This is a genomic window from Anaerobacillus alkaliphilus (assembly GCF_004116265.1).
GTDB lineage: Bacteria > Bacillota > Bacilli > Bacillales > Anaerobacillaceae > Anaerobacillus > Anaerobacillus alkaliphilus.
The window spans coordinates 554,104-569,017 of sequence record NZ_QOUX01000001.1; the positions used below are offsets into that span (position 1 = coordinate 554,104).

Annotated in this window: 19 protein-coding genes and 1 pseudogene; 18 read left to right on the top strand and 2 right to left on the bottom strand. The window is 36.2% G+C overall.

The genetic code is table 11. The annotated features are described in order from the left end of the window. Positions 1-151 precede the first annotated feature (151 nt). From DS745_RS02945 to DS745_RS02990, 10 genes are all read left to right on the top strand, one after another. A complete protein-coding gene (locus DS745_RS02945) occupies positions 152-883 on the top strand; it encodes a hypothetical protein (RefSeq protein ID WP_129076703.1) in 732 nt (243 codons plus the stop codon). Between the two features lies 1 nt (position 884). After that, positions 885-1,436: a GNAT family N-acetyltransferase gene (locus DS745_RS02950; RefSeq protein ID WP_129076704.1), complete on the top strand. Its 552-nt coding sequence runs from the start codon at positions 885-887 to the stop codon at positions 1,434-1,436. 14 nt (positions 1,437-1,450) lie between these two features. Then, on the top strand, positions 1,451-1,951 hold the full coding sequence (locus tag DS745_RS02955; RefSeq protein ID WP_129076705.1) for an AAA family ATPase: 501 nt from the start codon (positions 1,451-1,453) through the stop codon (positions 1,949-1,951). Between the two features lie 126 nt (positions 1,952-2,077). Then, on the top strand, positions 2,078-2,641 hold the full coding sequence (locus DS745_RS02960; RefSeq protein WP_129076706.1) for a glutathione peroxidase: 564 nt from the start codon (positions 2,078-2,080) through the stop codon (positions 2,639-2,641). A 137-nt stretch (positions 2,642-2,778) separates the two neighbouring features. Next, the gene (locus DS745_RS02965; protein ID WP_129076707.1) at positions 2,779-3,447 is read left to right on the top strand and encodes a hypothetical protein; all 669 of its coding nucleotides are present in this window, start codon (positions 2,779-2,781) and stop codon (positions 3,445-3,447) included. Positions 3,448-3,468: 21 nt separating this feature from the next. Continuing rightward, the gene (locus DS745_RS02970) at positions 3,469-3,822 is read left to right on the top strand and encodes a cupin domain-containing protein (protein WP_129076708.1); all 354 of its coding nucleotides are present in this window, start codon (positions 3,469-3,471) and stop codon (positions 3,820-3,822) included. An 11-nt stretch (positions 3,823-3,833) separates the two neighbouring features. Beyond that, positions 3,834-4,103 (top strand): hypothetical protein, encoded by a 270-nt coding sequence (locus DS745_RS02975; RefSeq protein WP_129076709.1) that lies wholly within the window; start codon positions 3,834-3,836, stop codon positions 4,101-4,103. A gap of 14 nt (positions 4,104-4,117) precedes the next feature. Continuing rightward, positions 4,118-4,522 carry a GNAT family N-acetyltransferase gene (locus DS745_RS02980; RefSeq protein WP_129076710.1) on the top strand — a complete coding sequence of 135 codons (405 nt, stop codon included), beginning with the start codon at positions 4,118-4,120 and terminating at the stop codon, positions 4,520-4,522. A gap of 69 nt (positions 4,523-4,591) precedes the next feature. Beyond that, positions 4,592-5,380: an endonuclease/exonuclease/phosphatase family protein gene (locus DS745_RS02985; RefSeq protein WP_129077029.1), complete on the top strand. Its 789-nt coding sequence runs from the start codon at positions 4,592-4,594 to the stop codon at positions 5,378-5,380. Between the two features lie 68 nt (positions 5,381-5,448). Next, on the top strand, positions 5,449-6,435 hold the full coding sequence (locus DS745_RS02990) for a DUF3231 family protein (RefSeq protein WP_129076711.1): 987 nt from the start codon (positions 5,449-5,451) through the stop codon (positions 6,433-6,435). A 279-nt stretch (positions 6,436-6,714) separates the two neighbouring features. On the opposite strand, the pseudogene DS745_RS02995 reads toward DS745_RS02990, so the two are convergent. Next, positions 6,715-7,590: pseudogene (locus tag DS745_RS02995) on the bottom strand (AraC family transcriptional regulator). A gap of 264 nt (positions 7,591-7,854) precedes the next feature. Between DS745_RS02995 and DS745_RS03000 the strand changes: the two are divergent. Genes DS745_RS03000 through DS745_RS03010 form a run of 3 tightly spaced genes read left to right on the top strand, consistent with a single transcriptional unit; the run spans position 7,855 to position 10,120 of the window. After that, positions 7,855-8,307 carry an HIT family protein gene (locus DS745_RS03000; RefSeq protein WP_129076712.1) on the top strand — a complete coding sequence of 151 codons (453 nt, stop codon included), beginning with the start codon at positions 7,855-7,857 and terminating at the stop codon, positions 8,305-8,307. Beyond that, positions 8,301-9,101, top strand: a complete 801-nt coding sequence (locus DS745_RS03005; protein WP_129076713.1) for a PP2C family serine/threonine-protein phosphatase — start codon at positions 8,301-8,303, stop codon at positions 9,099-9,101. The genes DS745_RS03000 and DS745_RS03005 overlap by 7 nt, the downstream gene beginning before the upstream one ends. A 2-nt stretch (positions 9,102-9,103) precedes the next feature. Beyond that, entirely contained in the window at positions 9,104-10,120 is a 1,017-nt protein-coding gene (locus DS745_RS03010) for a S66 family peptidase (protein WP_129076714.1), read from the top strand. A 77-nt stretch (positions 10,121-10,197) separates the two neighbouring features. On the opposite strand, the gene DS745_RS03015 is transcribed toward DS745_RS03010, so the two are convergent. After that, complete coding sequence (locus tag DS745_RS03015) at positions 10,198-10,377, bottom strand: small acid-soluble spore protein H (RefSeq protein ID WP_129076715.1); 180 nt, start codon at positions 10,375-10,377, stop codon at positions 10,198-10,200. A gap of 139 nt (positions 10,378-10,516) precedes the next feature. On the opposite strand from DS745_RS03015, the gene DS745_RS03020 reads away from it, so the two are divergent. The 5 genes from DS745_RS03020 to ltrA all read left to right on the top strand — a co-directional run bounded on the left by DS745_RS03020 (position 10,517) and on the right by ltrA (position 14,864). Beyond that, positions 10,517-11,068, top strand: coding sequence for a GNAT family N-acetyltransferase (locus DS745_RS03020; RefSeq protein WP_161568156.1), 552 nt, complete (start codon positions 10,517-10,519; stop codon positions 11,066-11,068). A 94-nt stretch (positions 11,069-11,162) separates the two neighbouring features. After that, positions 11,163-11,588, top strand: coding sequence for a hypothetical protein (locus DS745_RS03025; RefSeq protein WP_129076717.1), 426 nt, complete (start codon positions 11,163-11,165; stop codon positions 11,586-11,588). 465 nt (positions 11,589-12,053) lie between these two features. After that, a complete protein-coding gene (locus tag DS745_RS03030; RefSeq protein ID WP_129076718.1) occupies positions 12,054-12,419 on the top strand; it encodes a DUF7674 family protein in 366 nt (121 codons plus the stop codon). A gap of 96 nt (positions 12,420-12,515) precedes the next feature. Further along, entirely contained in the window at positions 12,516-13,007 is a 492-nt protein-coding gene (locus DS745_RS03035; protein WP_129076719.1) for a hypothetical protein, read from the top strand. A gap of 528 nt (positions 13,008-13,535) precedes the next feature. Beyond that, a complete protein-coding gene (gene ltrA, locus DS745_RS03040; RefSeq protein WP_129076720.1) occupies positions 13,536-14,864 on the top strand; it encodes a group II intron reverse transcriptase/maturase in 1,329 nt (442 codons plus the stop codon). The last annotated feature ends 50 nt before the right edge of the window (positions 14,865-14,914 follow it).

Below are 14,914 nucleotides of genomic sequence, written 5' to 3' on the forward strand. Positions count from 1 at the left end.
TTTTAAAATATCCTTCTTATCTTTAGGAAGGAATTTCTCAATACATAGAGAAAAGTATTTAGAGTCTGTAAATTTTGGTTTTAAATCCTTGAAAAATGAATACATTTGACATAAAACGTGGATAGAAAATACACCAATGGTAGGTGACATCATGAACTGTCCAATCGGAAAAAGGAAGTTAGAAGATTATCATAAGGGAAATTTAAGTTTTGCAGACTACAAGGCAACGAATGAACATTTGGCTACGTGTGAGGTTTGTGCGACTAAACTTGATGCAATTATTAATAAAACAGATCAGGAAGCTAACTCAACTAAATCACCTAAATGGCTTAGGTCTGCTTTACTCTTTAGTCTCATTGTTCTCTGTATCATTGTGGCTATTTATAGCGGTTACCTCGCCTTGTTTAAAGATGAGCCAGAAGTAGTAACGATTGAAGTTGTCGCAGAGGAGGTTGATCTTGAGGTAGAAGAGGATCATCACATCGATTTTACGATTACTCATGCTGATGTTGGAGATAGAATTATTGTGTACTTTGAAATTCGAGATCTAAATCAAGAGCACAATTATTTTTTCGAACATTATCGTTTCAGCTATAGGGATAGTATGATAGGTCCTTTTACTGCATCTGAAGATATTCTAATGGAGATCGAACCTGGTGGTGTGAGCAAAGGAGAGCTACATTTACTGCCGTTACTAGGAAATGAAGATGAGATTATCATTCAGCTTTACGAGCTTTTTAGGATAAATAATAATGAGATAGAACCTTTTTCGAAGGAATGGTTTGCAAAGGAAAACCGTACTTACTTACACGGAGAATGGGAATTTAATTTTCTTATTCAAAAAGATCAATCGTTAACATTTAGTAATAAAGTGGAGGATTAGCATGTACTATAAAGAAAATGAATTAGTAATAAGGTCGATTAATGAACAAGACTTACCGCGGCTTTGGCAGCTAATGTATGGGAAAGAAGAGCCAGAGTGGAAAAAATGGGATGCACCTTATTTTGAGCATAAACATGTCCCTTATGAAGATTTTATGGGGGAAAAGAAAAAATGGGTTGACCAAATTGATCACTGGGCTATTTTAGTTGACGATGAACTGATAGGGACCCTAGGCTATTATTGGGAGCATAAACCTTCAAATTGGCTTGAAATGGGGATTGTCATTTACGATCCAAACTATTGGAGTGGAGGTTTCGGGACGCGAGCAATACGATTTCTAATTAATCATCTTTTTACAACGATGCCATTAGTTCGCGTTGGCTATACCACCTGGTCAGGAAATGAGCGAATGATTAAGGTTGGTGAAAAACTTGGGATGACCATGGAAGCAAGACTTAGGAAATGCCGGTTCTATAACGGTGAATATTATGACTCGATCAGAATGGGCTTATTAAGGGAAGAGTGGGAAGGGAACTCGTTTTTTCGTGATTAAAGGTGAGCAAAGACGTGCGTTATAAGAGAATACATATCATTGGTTCTGTAGGAAGCGGTAAAACAACTCTTGGAAGGCAATTATCTTCTACGTTACATATACCAGTTTTTGAGTTAGATAATGTTGTATGGGAAAGGTCTCCAACTGGTGATATGAGAAGAAATGATCAAGAACGAGATGCCCAGTTACAGGAAATTGTACAAAAAGATACTTGGATTCTTGAGGGTGTTCATCATACATGGGTGAAGCCAAGCTTCGAGAAAGCGGATCTCATTATATTTTTAGACACCAGCTATTCAAAAAGAACGTATCGCATCATTACGAGGTACTGTCGGCAAAAATTAGGGATAGAAAATGCCAATTATAAACCTAGCTTTAAAATTTTTAAGAGTATGTTTAGTTGGAATGCACATTTTGAAAAAAAAAGTAAACCAGAAATCCTTCAGATTTTAGAAGAGTTTCAGGATAAGGTTGTCATTATAAAGAATGCAAGTGAATTGCGATTAAAGGACTAAAGAACTATTTCTTTAGTCCTTTAAAAATACTCTAAGCAGAATAGTTGATTAATTTTTATGGCGGATTATAATAAAGATACAAACTATTGACCTAGTTCGAAACTAACAACTTTGGAGGACGCACAAATGAATGTTTATAATTTTTCAGCTGTAGCTATGAACGGAAGAGAAGTACCTCTTCAAGACTATAAAGGTAAGGTAGTATTAATTGTTAATACTGCTGGAAGATGTGGATTTACATATCAATATGAAGATTTACAACGATTATACAATCGCTATAAAGAGAAAGGCTTCGTTATTCTTGGGTTTCCTTGTAATCAATTTGATAATCAAGAGCCTGACAATAATGAAAAAATTCAAGCTTCTTGTCTATTAAACTATGGAGTTAGCTTCCCATTATTTCAAAAGATTGACGTACGTGGGGAAAATGCTCATCCTTTATTCCACTACCTATCACACTCTAAACCGTTTGAAGGATTTAACAAGTTCCATCCAGTGGCAAAAATTCTAATTCCATTATTAAACGACAAACACCCAGAGTATTTAGTAGACGATTACTCAATCAAGTGGAACTTTACGAAGTTCTTAATTAGCCCAGAGGGTGAAGTAGTGAAACGCTTAGAGTGTACAACTGATATTATTGATTTAGAGTTAGATATAGAGAAGTTATTGGAAACTACACACGCTTAAAAAGTAAGTCACATGGGATTTTCCCGTGTGACTTACTTTTCTGTTAGGTACCTATTTTTTTATCTTTCAGGCTGCTAGAGGAATTAGTTCGTTTTTATTGAATATATAATTTATACATTTGCCTATGGGGGATAGTTATGTTTACTCTTCTGAAACGACTTATTCTAAATCAGCTCCATTTATTAAGATTGCCAGAACTAGATTTACCGAAAGAAACTATTCATGAGTTTGATGATATTTATGATCGCCATATATCCACTGCTGAAGGAAAAATTGTTCCGTTTGAATGTAGATATCCGAAGTATATGTTCTTAAACTACCTTATAGAAACAAAAGATGTGTTGGTGCATGGGACAAATAAGTCAGATATCGTGAGTTTCGAACCGAGGAAACAAACACTTTTTAATGGAAAGCCTGTAAAAGCAGTTTTTGCGGCTTCTGATGGAGTTTGGTCACTGTTCTTTGCGGTTATAAATAGGGTTGGTTATGTTGGCTCTTTACGAAACCTTTGCATAACTTCGCCGACAAAAAAGGGAATAAAGCGGTATTATTATTTCTCGCTTAATAAAGACTTTCATGGCGAATGTTGGAGTGATGGTACAATATATTTTTTGCCTAAGAAAGACTTTAAACCAGGTGGAATTAAAGACGAATGGATATGTGAAACTGCAGTTAAGCCGCTTGCAAAGATGACTGTAACTGCATCTGAATTTCCCTTTAAGGAACATATTTTTCGGCATTCGGAAACTGATTCTGTTGTAAAAACATGGGTAAAATCGCTGGTATTAAATAAAAAATTACCTTAATTCACGTTGTGGAGGTTTTTCATGAAAATTTTTCGCTTTAATCAAGAAGTGGGCAAACAAATTAACGCATTTGGCTCTAATTTTGTTATGTCTAGAATTGGTAATTACCATGGAGAATTTCAATTAGGGTGTATGCACATAGATAAGTACGGCTTAGTTGGGCGACACGAGGCAACGACGAATCAGCTCTTTCTAGTCATCGAGGGAGAAGGGTGGGTAACCGGAGAAACGGATGAGAAACTCACTATTAAAGCTGGCGAAGCAGCATTCTGGATAAAAGGAGAAAATCATGCTGCGGGAACAGGAAATAACACCATGAAGGCAATAGTACTTGAGGGAGAGAATGTAGATCCAGCAAAACTTATGTCGGAATAGAGAGGTGTTTTATGTTCTATTTTTTTTACGTATTTAGTTGCATGTTAGTAGGCTTACTGACATTGTTAGTTCAGAGGAAAAAATACTCTCATTTAGGGTTTGGTCTGTTAAGGGCATTCATGATTAGTGTTGTAGGTTTGTTACTACCTAATCTAATTATTTTTTATGATCAAGTATTTTACTTGGAAGTAGGCTTTCATTTAGTACACTATGGAATTTTGTTGGTAATATCAATTACTATCAGTTATTTTATTAGTAGGATTGTAATTGCAACAGAGTAGATGGGGGAAAATTTATGTTATATAAACATTCGATAGAAGGAATTAGTTTAGAAATGTTAAAAGGCTTTTTTGTTGGTTGGCCAAACCCGCCACAACCTGATACTCATCTAAGGTTACTAGAAAATAGTAGTCATGTTGTACTAGCGGTGGATGAAGAGTCAAACTCAGTTGTAGGATTTATCACGGCGATTAGTGATGGGGTGTTATCTGCTTACATTCCTTTTTTAGAAGTTCTACCAGATTATCAAAACAGAGGAATTGGTAAGGAATTGGTGAAGAGGATGATGGAACAGCTCGAGGATATTTATATGATCGATCTGATGTGTGATCAGGAGTTACAACCTTATTATGAAAAGCTAGGGATGATTAAATCAACGGGAATGGTGTTCCGAAACTACAGCAAGCAATCGGGTAAATAAAAAATAAGCATTACTTCACGATGTGGGGTAATGCTTATTTTATAAAGGCAGGGTAAGGAGCTTTTAATGATGAGATTATTAACGTTAAACTGTCACTCGTGGCGGGAGAAAAACCAATTACAAAAGATCAAAATATTGGCTCGAACAATTAAAGAAAATGCTTATGATGTGATTGCGCTTCAGGAAGTGAGTCAGAGTATATTCTCGAAAAAAATTGATAAAGAAGTTAAGAGGGATCACTATGGGCAAGTTTTACTAAACGAATTAAGGGCAATCGGCGTTCATGATTATCGCTTAGTTTGGAGTTTTTCACATATTGGCTATATCTCTTATGAGGAGGGAGTTGCTATAATAACCAAGCATCCAATAGAAGAAACGAGCTCATTTTATGTCAGTAGGACAACCAATCCTTTAAATTGGAAAGCCAGAAAAATAGTTGGTGTGAAAATTCAATATAACGGGAAAGCAATATCTTTTTATACTTGTCATCTTGGATGGTGGGATGATAAAGATGAGCCTTTTAAGGATCAGATCGACAGATTAATGGAACACGTTCCACACGATGAAGCATATTTCTTACTCGGAGACTTTAATAACGACGCTTCAAAAGGGAATGAGGGGTACGATTATTTGCTACAAAAAGGCTTAGTTGACACCTTCGAAATGGCTACTGAGAAAGATAAAGGAACAACCGTTAGTGGTAATATTGCTGGTTGGAGCAAGAATAAACAAGATTTACGAATTGATTATATTTTTACGAATCAAGAAATTCCTGTTAGTCGCTCGAACGTCATTTTCAATGGTGATAATAAACCAGTGATCTCAGATCACTTTGGTGTAGAATTAAAAGTGTTTTAAAGATTTAAATTCCTGTACCTTGTAAATACTATTAATTGACAAGAATAGTTGACAAAGAAGGTGCACACATGAAGCAAAATCATATTGATTTAACGGCTAGTGAAATGAGTTACTTATGGAATACATACCAAGCACAATGCATGAACTATTGCATATTAACTTATTTTGATTCGATAGTAGAAGATGAGGAAATTAAGAAAATAAATCAGTTAAACCTCAACGCGAGTGTAAGGTATCTTGACCAACTTAAGCAGATCTTTACGGAAGAGCAGTTGCCTGTTCCTGTAGGATATTCTGAAGCAGATCTTACAAAGACTACTGAAAGGCTATATACTGACCCGTTTATCTTATATTATCAATGGTTTATCGCGAAGGGCAATTTAAACTACGGGTCAATTGCAATTAATACGATAGCTAGGGAAGATGTATTTACGTTTTTCAGCGAATTTATCAAAGACGCTCTTGCAACACTAAACACTTCAAGAAAGCTACTGTTAGAGAAGGGGTTATGGGTTAGGGCACCTTATATTCCAGTACCAATTGAAAATGAGTATATAAAAAAAGAAAGCTTTTTGAATGGGTGGCTTGGGGATACCCGTCCACTTACCGGATCTGAAATAGGAAGTATATTTTACAATATCGTGACCAATACAGTTGGTAAAACGATGATGGATAGCTTTATTCAGGTGACTGAATCAAATGACATAAAAGATTACTTTAAAAAAGGTAAGCAAATTTCTCAGGATCATATTGATACTCTAGCAACAATATTAAAAAAAGAAGAACTCCCTGTAGTATCTACATGGAACGCTGGCATAACATCTTCTACAATAGCTCCATTTTCAGAAAAGTTAATGTTGAGCTTAGTGACGTTTTTAAATTCTCAAGGGATGAGTAATTACGGTATAGGCTTTGCCACTTCAATGAGAAAAGATGTTGGAGTTAAATTCAAAGCGTTAACAGCAGAAGTTGCAAAATTCGCTGAAGATGGGGTAACAATGCTGATCGAAAAGGGTTGGATGGAGGAGCCGCCACAGGCACCGAAAAAAAGTTAATTCCCCAAAAATTAGGGTGCTAACATGGGTAGCACCCTTTTCTTAAAGTGGAAATTTAAAACGTGCACTAATTCTGGCACTTCTTTATGAAGTGGAGGAGGAATTAACCAACCCTTTTCTTTTTGAAGTTTAAATAAGCGCAATCACCCTTCTCAATATAAAATGTACCACACATAATTACTACATCTTCACGAGTATAACCACTCATCTATTTACGGAATGAATTTCATACATAATACTAGTAAAGGCACTCACCAAGTTGGATCAGTTCTTTTCCTTCTATTTCTTAACTGGTATATAGATGTCCATTTGTTTGTTCTCTGAACTGTGACATCTTTCATCATATAATTCGAATTCCAGAGTTCCATGATGTTCATAGTCCGATTTTGGAAACCATTCAGAAAAGATTTTGTTCTAGGTGGACTGAATAGTAGAACTGAACGATCTTTCGTCTGACTTCGGAGTAGTGAAAACTGCATACTCTAACTCAGGAAAACTTACATAAACCATTCCCTCAGGTGCTGCCGTTCCCTCGTCTACTTCCTTTCCTATAACATAGACGAATTCACCTGTTTCAGCTTGGAAATTGGTACATATACCTAGCTCCTGGTTTTTATTGATGGGATTAGGAATATTGCAACCTAACTTTTTTTGCAAATACTGTTGCCAAAATTCAGGAATGTCATTGTTATTTTGCCCTTCTTGATTTCTTGTTTTAAGCTCATAGCCAATAATGTGAAATGCAGGTTTCGTAACTAATTTCGGTTCCATAGTACCTCCTAGAAAATGGGTTTTAGTTAGGGGAGCTTTTCCGATTAATGGCCCAGAAAATCTTTTGGCATCTCGGTATTGCCTTGGTGATATACCGTAGAATTTTTTGAATGCCCGATTAAACGATTCTTGATATTGAAAACCAACATCTAAGGCAATATCTATTACCTTTTCATCAGTATAGTATAAACGCTCAGCAGCAACTGTAAGTCGCCTTTTTCTGACGTAATCCATCACAGACAGCCCTACCATTGTCTGAAAAACCCGGTGATAATGGAAAGGAGAAAAGCAGGCAATCTCTGCTAATTCTATTAATGTAACTTGTCCATGTATATTCTCTTCAATATAATCAATGGTTCGTTGTATTCGGACTTCATAATCCACGCGATTTCACCTGCCCTACATTCACTATAACAGCCGTCTTTCATCTGTTCTTAACATTTTTTGCTAAAATTTGCTCCGAGAAATGATAATTCTGAGGTACTTGCATGTATGTGAAATATTATATCGACTTGATCATTTATCAATCTTAAAGGAACCATACATTTACTGTAATAAACTAGTTTTTAAACTACTATATAGAAAAATATACCAATCTATAGCTAGTTGTATTATAATACTAAAAATATCAGAAAGGAGAGGTTACGGTTGGAGAATTGTTTTATTTGTAATAAGCATGCTGGCTCAATTGAAACATCAGGGGTCACAATTTATGAAGATGAGTACGTATTTGTTGGTCACATTGATAAAAAAGGGGAACCAAATTATCTAGGTCATATCATGATTGATTTGAAACGTCATGTTCCAACACTTGGCGATATGAATATGGAAGAAGCAAAAGTGTTTGGAATGATGTTAGCGAGAGTTAGTAAAGCACTTCAAGAAACCGAGAAGGCGGAACATATCTACTCTTACGTTCTAGGAGATGCTGTACCGCATCTTCATCTTCACATCGTACCTCGTTATCCTAGTACACCAAAAGAATATTGGGGGCCAATGGCTGTCTATGACTGGGCGGATGCACCTATGGGAACTAATCATGAAGTTGTTGAGTTATGTCAGCGAATCAAACAGTATTTAGAGAATGATAGTTTATGTTAAAAGACTTTAGTTGGGTTGGGAGTGATGAAGATTTTATTGATCAGCCCAACTGCATTGAGATCGGAAGAGTGATTGTTGGTCGACATGGTGGAAGCTCTAGGGCTGGACAAACGAAGAATGAGGATGGATGTCTAGTATGGGTAGATAAAGATTGGGAGTTTGCGATGATCCTAGATGCCCATACCACAGCCGAAAGTGCTGAAGCAGTTGTAAAACAAATAGAGGCTAATGAACAACTAATAAAAAGCATTTTATCGCTACCATTCGCTTCATCGAGTTTTAAGAAACTCGAAAGTACAATGGTAGGTATTTTTCAAAATGAGCATTTCCTTTCTAAATGTGAAAATATAAAAGGAGAAACTTCCTGCTTAATCGTAGTAAGAAAAGAAAAGTTTCTTTGGTGGTTTTCAATTGGTGACTGCATCCTTTTCTTGTTTCATCACGAATTAGCAACCTTAGGACAGTATCAGCTGAATCAAAGGCAATTCTATGAATGGGTGGGGAAGGAAAATACGTTCCGAAAGCTAGTTCCCTGCTACAGTAGTGGAACAAGAGAATTAAGAAAAGGAAGTAATCACTTCTTGTTAGCGACTGACGGATTAGTTGAGTGTCCGAACAGTCAATTTGTTAATCCAGTAGAAATTGCTAATACGATTAAAAAAACTTGTCATTACGAAGGAATTCAGTCGTTATTGCTTGAAGTGGAGAACAAAAATGGTAAAGATAGTACAACAATTATTTCTTGGAAGGTGACTATTTTAGAAGAAGGTAGCATGCCTAGTAAAGGAGAATGATTATGATCAGATATCCAGCTTTAAATCAAGCGATAACAATAGGGGTGACTGCACCTTCCTCGGGGGTACCGACTGAACTGCATCAGGTGTTAAAAGAAGCATGTACTCGTATGGTGGAGCAGGGTTATCGCATCGAATGTGGCGAAACCGTTTGGACGCAGGAAAAGGCAAAGTCAGCGCCTGCTAAGAAACGGGCAGATGAATTTAATAACATGATGAAAAAAGATGAAATTCAAATGATCATTCCACCATGGGGTGGCGAACTTCTAATTGAGATATTAGAACATATCGACTTTGAAAATATGAAAGAAAAATGGATCCTGGGGTACTCTGATGTAAGTTTGTTGTTATTAGCGATTACATTAAAAACTGGAATAGCGACAGCACATGGAACAAATTTAGTAGATTTACGTGGTAATTATAGCGACGAAACGACTGCAATGTGGAAGTCAGTGTTGCAGACGCCTACTGGATCTTCAATTGTTCAGTATTCCTCTGAGAAGTATCAGAAGGAGTGGCAGCATGATCATCCATCCCCATGTGTGTTTCATTTAACAGAAGAGACGAACTGGAAATCAGTTTCCGATAAAAAAGTGCTGATGAGTGGACGTTTACTTGGTGGGTGCGTTGATGTTATTAGACATTTGATTGGTACGCCATATGGGGACGTTCGTTTCTTTAGTAAAAATTATATTAAAGAAGAGCCTATCCTATGGTATTTTGAGAATTGTGAACTATCAACGACGGATTTACGAAGAACTCTCGTCCAAATGAAATTGGCGGGGTGGTTTGAAAATTGTTCAGGAATTATGTTCGGAAGAAGTGATGTTAATACTTCAGTTGGTGGCTATGAAATCGAGGACGTTTACCAAGAGCTGTTCGAAGAGCTTCAAATTCCAATTATTTATGATATTGATTGTGGTCATGTCCCACCACAACTAACACTTATTAATGGTGCTTTTGCAAAAGTGGAAGTAGAAAACGGGAAAGGGACGGTACTTCAATATTTTACAGAGTAAAATAGTTTTGAATATCCTATGGCACCTTATATTGTAACAAAGAACACCCTCAGCTAGGTGGCTGAAGGTGTTTTGTTTTACGCTTCGCTTAATTCTGAAATTGAAACGCTTTGTTTATTATTTGGCTCATTTAAAGGATGAATCGTAGCTAGTCCGCTACTACGATCAACATGTTCAATGTAAACCTCTTGACCGTTATATTCGACAGATTTCATGTTTGGTGAAGAAGAAATTTCTTGCGCGCGTTGGGCGTCCATTTTCGCACCTCCTTTTTATAATTCCTACGTTTTACTATTTGTAGGGAGAGGAGTAGTTATGCATTTTTTTGGAAAAATAACCGTTGTAGAATAAGTGGAGAATTGCATAAGCACACCACATTAGATGGGAGAAATCCTTATGGAAATTAGAACCGTATGTAATTGGGACGAGGAGCTTTGGCAGGATGTGAGTCCCCTTTATTTTGAAGCATTTGGTGATAAGAGTGCTAAGCCCGTTAAGATCATTAAAAATATGTTTGCCCAAGGCATTGCAGAACTTCATGTGGGGTACAACAAGTCGGTGGCAGTGGTTATGGCGCTTACAGGAAAGCTTGTTTCTGATGGCGTTATGATTATTGACTATCTGGCGGTATCTGAGAAAGAGCAAGGTCAAGGACTTGGCAAACACTTTGTTGAGTACCTTGGACAGAAAGCAATTGCTGATGGGTACCAGAAAATTATTATTGAGACCGAGTCAGAGGAGACACTAGAAAATAAAAGGCGTATTCAATTTTGGCAATCTTGCGGTTTTATTCTTACAAAATATGTTCATCGATATATCTGGGTTCCGGAAACCTATCATGCCATGTATTTGCCTCTCGGAACTAATACGAATAAGGTAAGTGGAGAAGATTTGTTTGTATCTATTAATACCTTTCACCGGCTGTCGTTTCGTGGAGGTGGGAAGTAGGAAGTGCCAATCTTTTCGAACAGCTAGTTCTAAAGTGAAATTATGATGTGGGATCGAATGAAAAGCACGATATAAATAGATGGAGGAATGAAGAGTGGGTATACTGAAACAAAGGATTTTACAAGCATTGAGCTTAACTTATGACTTTTATAATCACATGGATGAAGGCTGTTTAGCACTAAGAATATCAGATGTACCCTCAAATACAATAGGAGAACAAGCATATTGTATTATTGGAGCAAGAGAAAGCTATTTAAATGCTTTGAAAATTGGTAAATGGGCTGGTTTTACTTGTAGTCTAAATAATAGTGATATTAAAAATTTAATCATTAACAAATTGGAAGAAACCTACACAAACTTAGAGAGATTTTTTCAAGATAATAGTGTAGAAGAAATAAATAGTGAGTTGTTACTAGATCTTTTAGAACATGAGGTTCAGCATCACGGTCAGTTAATTCGCTATGCTTATGCTAATAAAATAGATTTCCCCAAAAGTTGGAATGTCCGTTATACCGTATAAATTAGTTACTAGGATTTTCGAAACTTACAAGATGTCAAAAAAGGATCGAAATACGATAACGGGTTCGGTTGCCTATCTCAAACAAAGGAAATGTAGTAATTTGCCTATCAAATTGTTAGTTAATTTGGTAGGCAATTTTTATTGATATAAAAGGATTTATCCTAAATTATTAGTGTTATTTTAATTTGGTGTAGATGAATTTGCGTATGTATATTCAGCAGTATACATACGCAAAAAGGGTACAAATCAATGTACAGTTTAACTAAAATATATCTTTCCAATTCTCGATTTGAACAACAAACTTATAAAAAGCTCACAAGGAAACTGGTATTTTATGTTAAAATAATTTAGGGATTAAAATCAAGTTTGTGAAGAAGTGTACTTACGCTAACGAGCAGAATACTTGAAGAAGGTTATCTGTTTTTATAAAGATATGCCAAAGTGACAAATAGGAGGTTAGATGAATTGAATAGAGAAAAACTCACTGAGTATTTTTTGAAAAACTTTCCTGAGTATGAAGCAACACTTAAAGAACACTTAGATGATTACGGCGAATTGTTAGCCCATGTTTTTTACGGAGACACTATTTGTGTAAAATTAATTGAATTGCTAAAAGATGATACAGATAATGAAGAAGAAATAAAAAAAATATTTCTGTTATTAGAAAAAATGGCGGTAGAAGGAGATATAGATGTTAAAGAAGTTCTGCAAGTATCAATATTAGAAGTCCTTGGAGACGATAAGGACTTATTAGAAAAATCATATAAATATATGGGGGATAAAACCAATATTGCTTCTGATGAAATAGAAAGATTTTGGGGAAGGAAGTAATAAGAAATGTAGCAATTTACCTTCAGTTCCATCATTATTGAGTAGATAAAAATAAGCCCTTATAATAAGGAAATAACAAATAATGGAGTTGTTCTTATGGAGATAGTCGGAAAAACACCACATTTTATGGTGAAAAATTTTGATTTAGGATACTCAGAATTAGTAAAGTTTCTACGTTGTTTTACAAATAGTGTGGAGGATTTGTTATTTCCTTATTTTGAAGTGAACCTGGAAAATGAAGAAAAAGAATGGAAGGATTTCATCCAGGATAGGGCAGTATGTAAAAGTGATTTTTGGTCATTTCAAGGTGCGACACATAAAAATATTTATTGGTATAGACCTAAAACTGAACAGGAATTAATGAAAATAATAAAAAATGATGGGATGAACTTTATAACTTATATTACCCCAAATGGGAACGATATTGAAAAACATGAGTACTTGATTTATGAGGTGGAACACGTTACTGATGACGATAGTAATAAGGAATATACAGCAATGTTTATAGACGAAAGGAATACAGGTAGTTTTGTAGAGAGAGTTTTGCCGAAACTTAGAAACAATTTTAGTTCATTACAAATTGATTAGTTGTTGTGCTAACGGATGCTTGTGCGGCCGAGCCTAGGTCGTATCATATAACGGGTGGGATTCCCGTCGAGTAAGAACTAGCCATTCGCTCGTAGCGAGTCTTGGAGGGCTAAAGGTAACTTTAGTCTTTAAGCGTAGACAGTTAGATGGCGGGCCGAAAGCCAAGCGGTTGAAGGGATTGAGCTCCATAATGTTAGTTATTCGAGAGGGTTGATGCCTTAAGCATAGCAGAAAACTACATTCTATCCTTCGTAAAAGGCGAGAAGGATAAGCCTCTCTGGAGTCAGAGACCTTGGCACGTCATACATTGATATGGTACGGCAACTCGGGAGACCCTACCGGTCTTTTCTTTATATAGAAGAGTATGGTGTACAAGCGATAACAAGCAAGGAAACCAAATGCCGTGTAGGGAGTCGGATAGCAGCGTAGTACTAATGAAGTTGGGTAATGCCGATGGAGGGAAGGCTAGCTACCAGTTATCACCCTTACTAGGGACACATTTACTACACACAGAGGTAGGGATATTAAATGGAAACTGAACTACTAAGGATAGCAGAATTAGCAAAATCTGATCCTAAAATGAAGTTTACATCACTTGCACATTTACTAAATGAGCAATCACTAGTTCGATGCCATCATGAATTGCCTAATAAGAAGGCTCCTGGGATCAACGGTACCACTAAAGAGCAATACCATGAAAACCTAAAAGAAAACATAGAGGATTTAGTTGGTAGACTTAAAAGCAAAAGCTATCGTCCTGTACCCGTAAGAAGGATGTACATTCCCAAGCTCAATTCAAATAAGAAAAGACCGTTGGGAATACCGGAACATGAAGATAAGATTGTTCAAAGAGGGATTACGAAGATACTAAACACTATCTATGAAAATGATTTTCTAGACTGCTCTTTTGGGTTCCGTCCTAATCGTAATTGCCATGATGCTTTGAAAATACTGAACCACTATATCGAAAAGAGATCAGTAAACTATGTAGTAGATGTAGATATTAAAGGGTTCTTTGACAACGTTGATCACAAATGGATGATGGAGTTCTTAAAACTGAGAATAGCTGACCCTAATTTACTAAGAGTAATTGGTAGATTTCTTAAAGGTGGATATATGGAGGAAGGGAAGAAATACAAGACTAATAGTGGTACACCGCAAGGTGGGGTCATTTCGCCAATATTAGCCAATGTGTATCTCCACTATGTTCTCGACCTTTGGTTTGAGAAAAGGGTTAGACAACAGTGTAAAGGGCAAGCATACATTGTGAGGTACGCAGATGACTTTGTTTGTTGTTTTCAATATAAGAGCGAAGCTCAAGAATTCTTCCATTCACTTGTGGCAAGATTGAAGAAGTTCAATCTAGAAGTAGCCGAGGATAAAACTAAGATTATACCCTTCGGGCGTTATGCAGAGAAAGATGCAATCCAGAAGGGAAATAGTAAACCTGCAACCTTTGATTTCCTAGGTTTTACACATTATTGTGGTAAAAGTAAACAAGATAAATTTCGTGTGAAACGGAAAACAAGCAGGAAGAAGATCCAGAGCAAACTTAAAGAAACAAAAGAATGGTTGAAGTCTAATAGAAACAAAGATATTCATATGATTATGGATAGATTTAGACGCTCTCTTGTGGGATATTACAACTACTATTGCATCACAGATAATACCCCGAGTGTAAACAAATTCAGAGATAAAATCGGGTATCTATTGTTTAAATGGCTCAACAGAAGAAGTCAAAGAAAATCTTTTACCTGGGAAAAATTCAGACTCTTTCTTACTAAACGTCCATTACCTTATGCCAAAGTTAAGGTCAACATCTATGACTTAAGAAAAGAGATTAGCTATATTATGTAAATGGTAACTAGGAGGAGCCGTGTGCATTAATAGTGCAAGCACGGTTCTGT

Excerpts from the sequence above, each read along its gene's own strand:
- DS745_RS02945 (WP_129076703.1), top strand. The coding sequence starts at position 152 with ATGAACTGTCCAATCGGAAAAAGGAAGTTAGAAGATTATCATAAGGGA.
- DS745_RS02950 (WP_129076704.1), top strand. The coding sequence starts at position 885 with ATGTACTATAAAGAAAATGAATTAGTAATAAGGTCGATTAATGAACAA.
- DS745_RS02960 (WP_129076706.1), top strand. The coding sequence starts at position 2,078 with ATGAATGTTTATAATTTTTCAGCTGTAGCTATGAACGGAAGAGAAGTA.
- DS745_RS02965 (WP_129076707.1), top strand. The coding sequence starts at position 2,779 with ATGTTTACTCTTCTGAAACGACTTATTCTAAATCAGCTCCATTTATTA.
- DS745_RS02970 (WP_129076708.1), top strand. The coding sequence starts at position 3,469 with ATGAAAATTTTTCGCTTTAATCAAGAAGTGGGCAAACAAATTAACGCA.
- DS745_RS02975 (WP_129076709.1), top strand. The coding sequence starts at position 3,834 with ATGTTCTATTTTTTTTACGTATTTAGTTGCATGTTAGTAGGCTTACTG.
- DS745_RS02980 (WP_129076710.1), top strand. The coding sequence starts at position 4,118 with ATGTTATATAAACATTCGATAGAAGGAATTAGTTTAGAAATGTTAAAA.
- DS745_RS02985 (WP_129077029.1), top strand. The coding sequence starts at position 4,592 with ATGAGATTATTAACGTTAAACTGTCACTCGTGGCGGGAGAAAAACCAA.
- DS745_RS02990 (WP_129076711.1), top strand. The coding sequence starts at position 5,449 with ATGAAGCAAAATCATATTGATTTAACGGCTAGTGAAATGAGTTACTTA.
- DS745_RS03005 (WP_129076713.1), top strand. The coding sequence starts at position 8,301 with ATGTTAAAAGACTTTAGTTGGGTTGGGAGTGATGAAGATTTTATTGAT.
- DS745_RS03010 (WP_129076714.1), top strand. The coding sequence starts at position 9,104 with ATGATCAGATATCCAGCTTTAAATCAAGCGATAACAATAGGGGTGACT.
- DS745_RS03015 (WP_129076715.1), bottom strand. The coding sequence starts at position 10,377 with ATGGACGCCCAACGCGCGCAAGAAATTTCTTCTTCACCAAACATGAAA.
- DS745_RS03020 (WP_161568156.1), top strand. The coding sequence starts at position 10,517 with ATGGAAATTAGAACCGTATGTAATTGGGACGAGGAGCTTTGGCAGGAT.
- DS745_RS03035 (WP_129076719.1), top strand. The coding sequence starts at position 12,516 with ATGGAGATAGTCGGAAAAACACCACATTTTATGGTGAAAAATTTTGAT.
- ltrA (WP_129076720.1), top strand. The coding sequence starts at position 13,536 with ATGGAAACTGAACTACTAAGGATAGCAGAATTAGCAAAATCTGATCCT.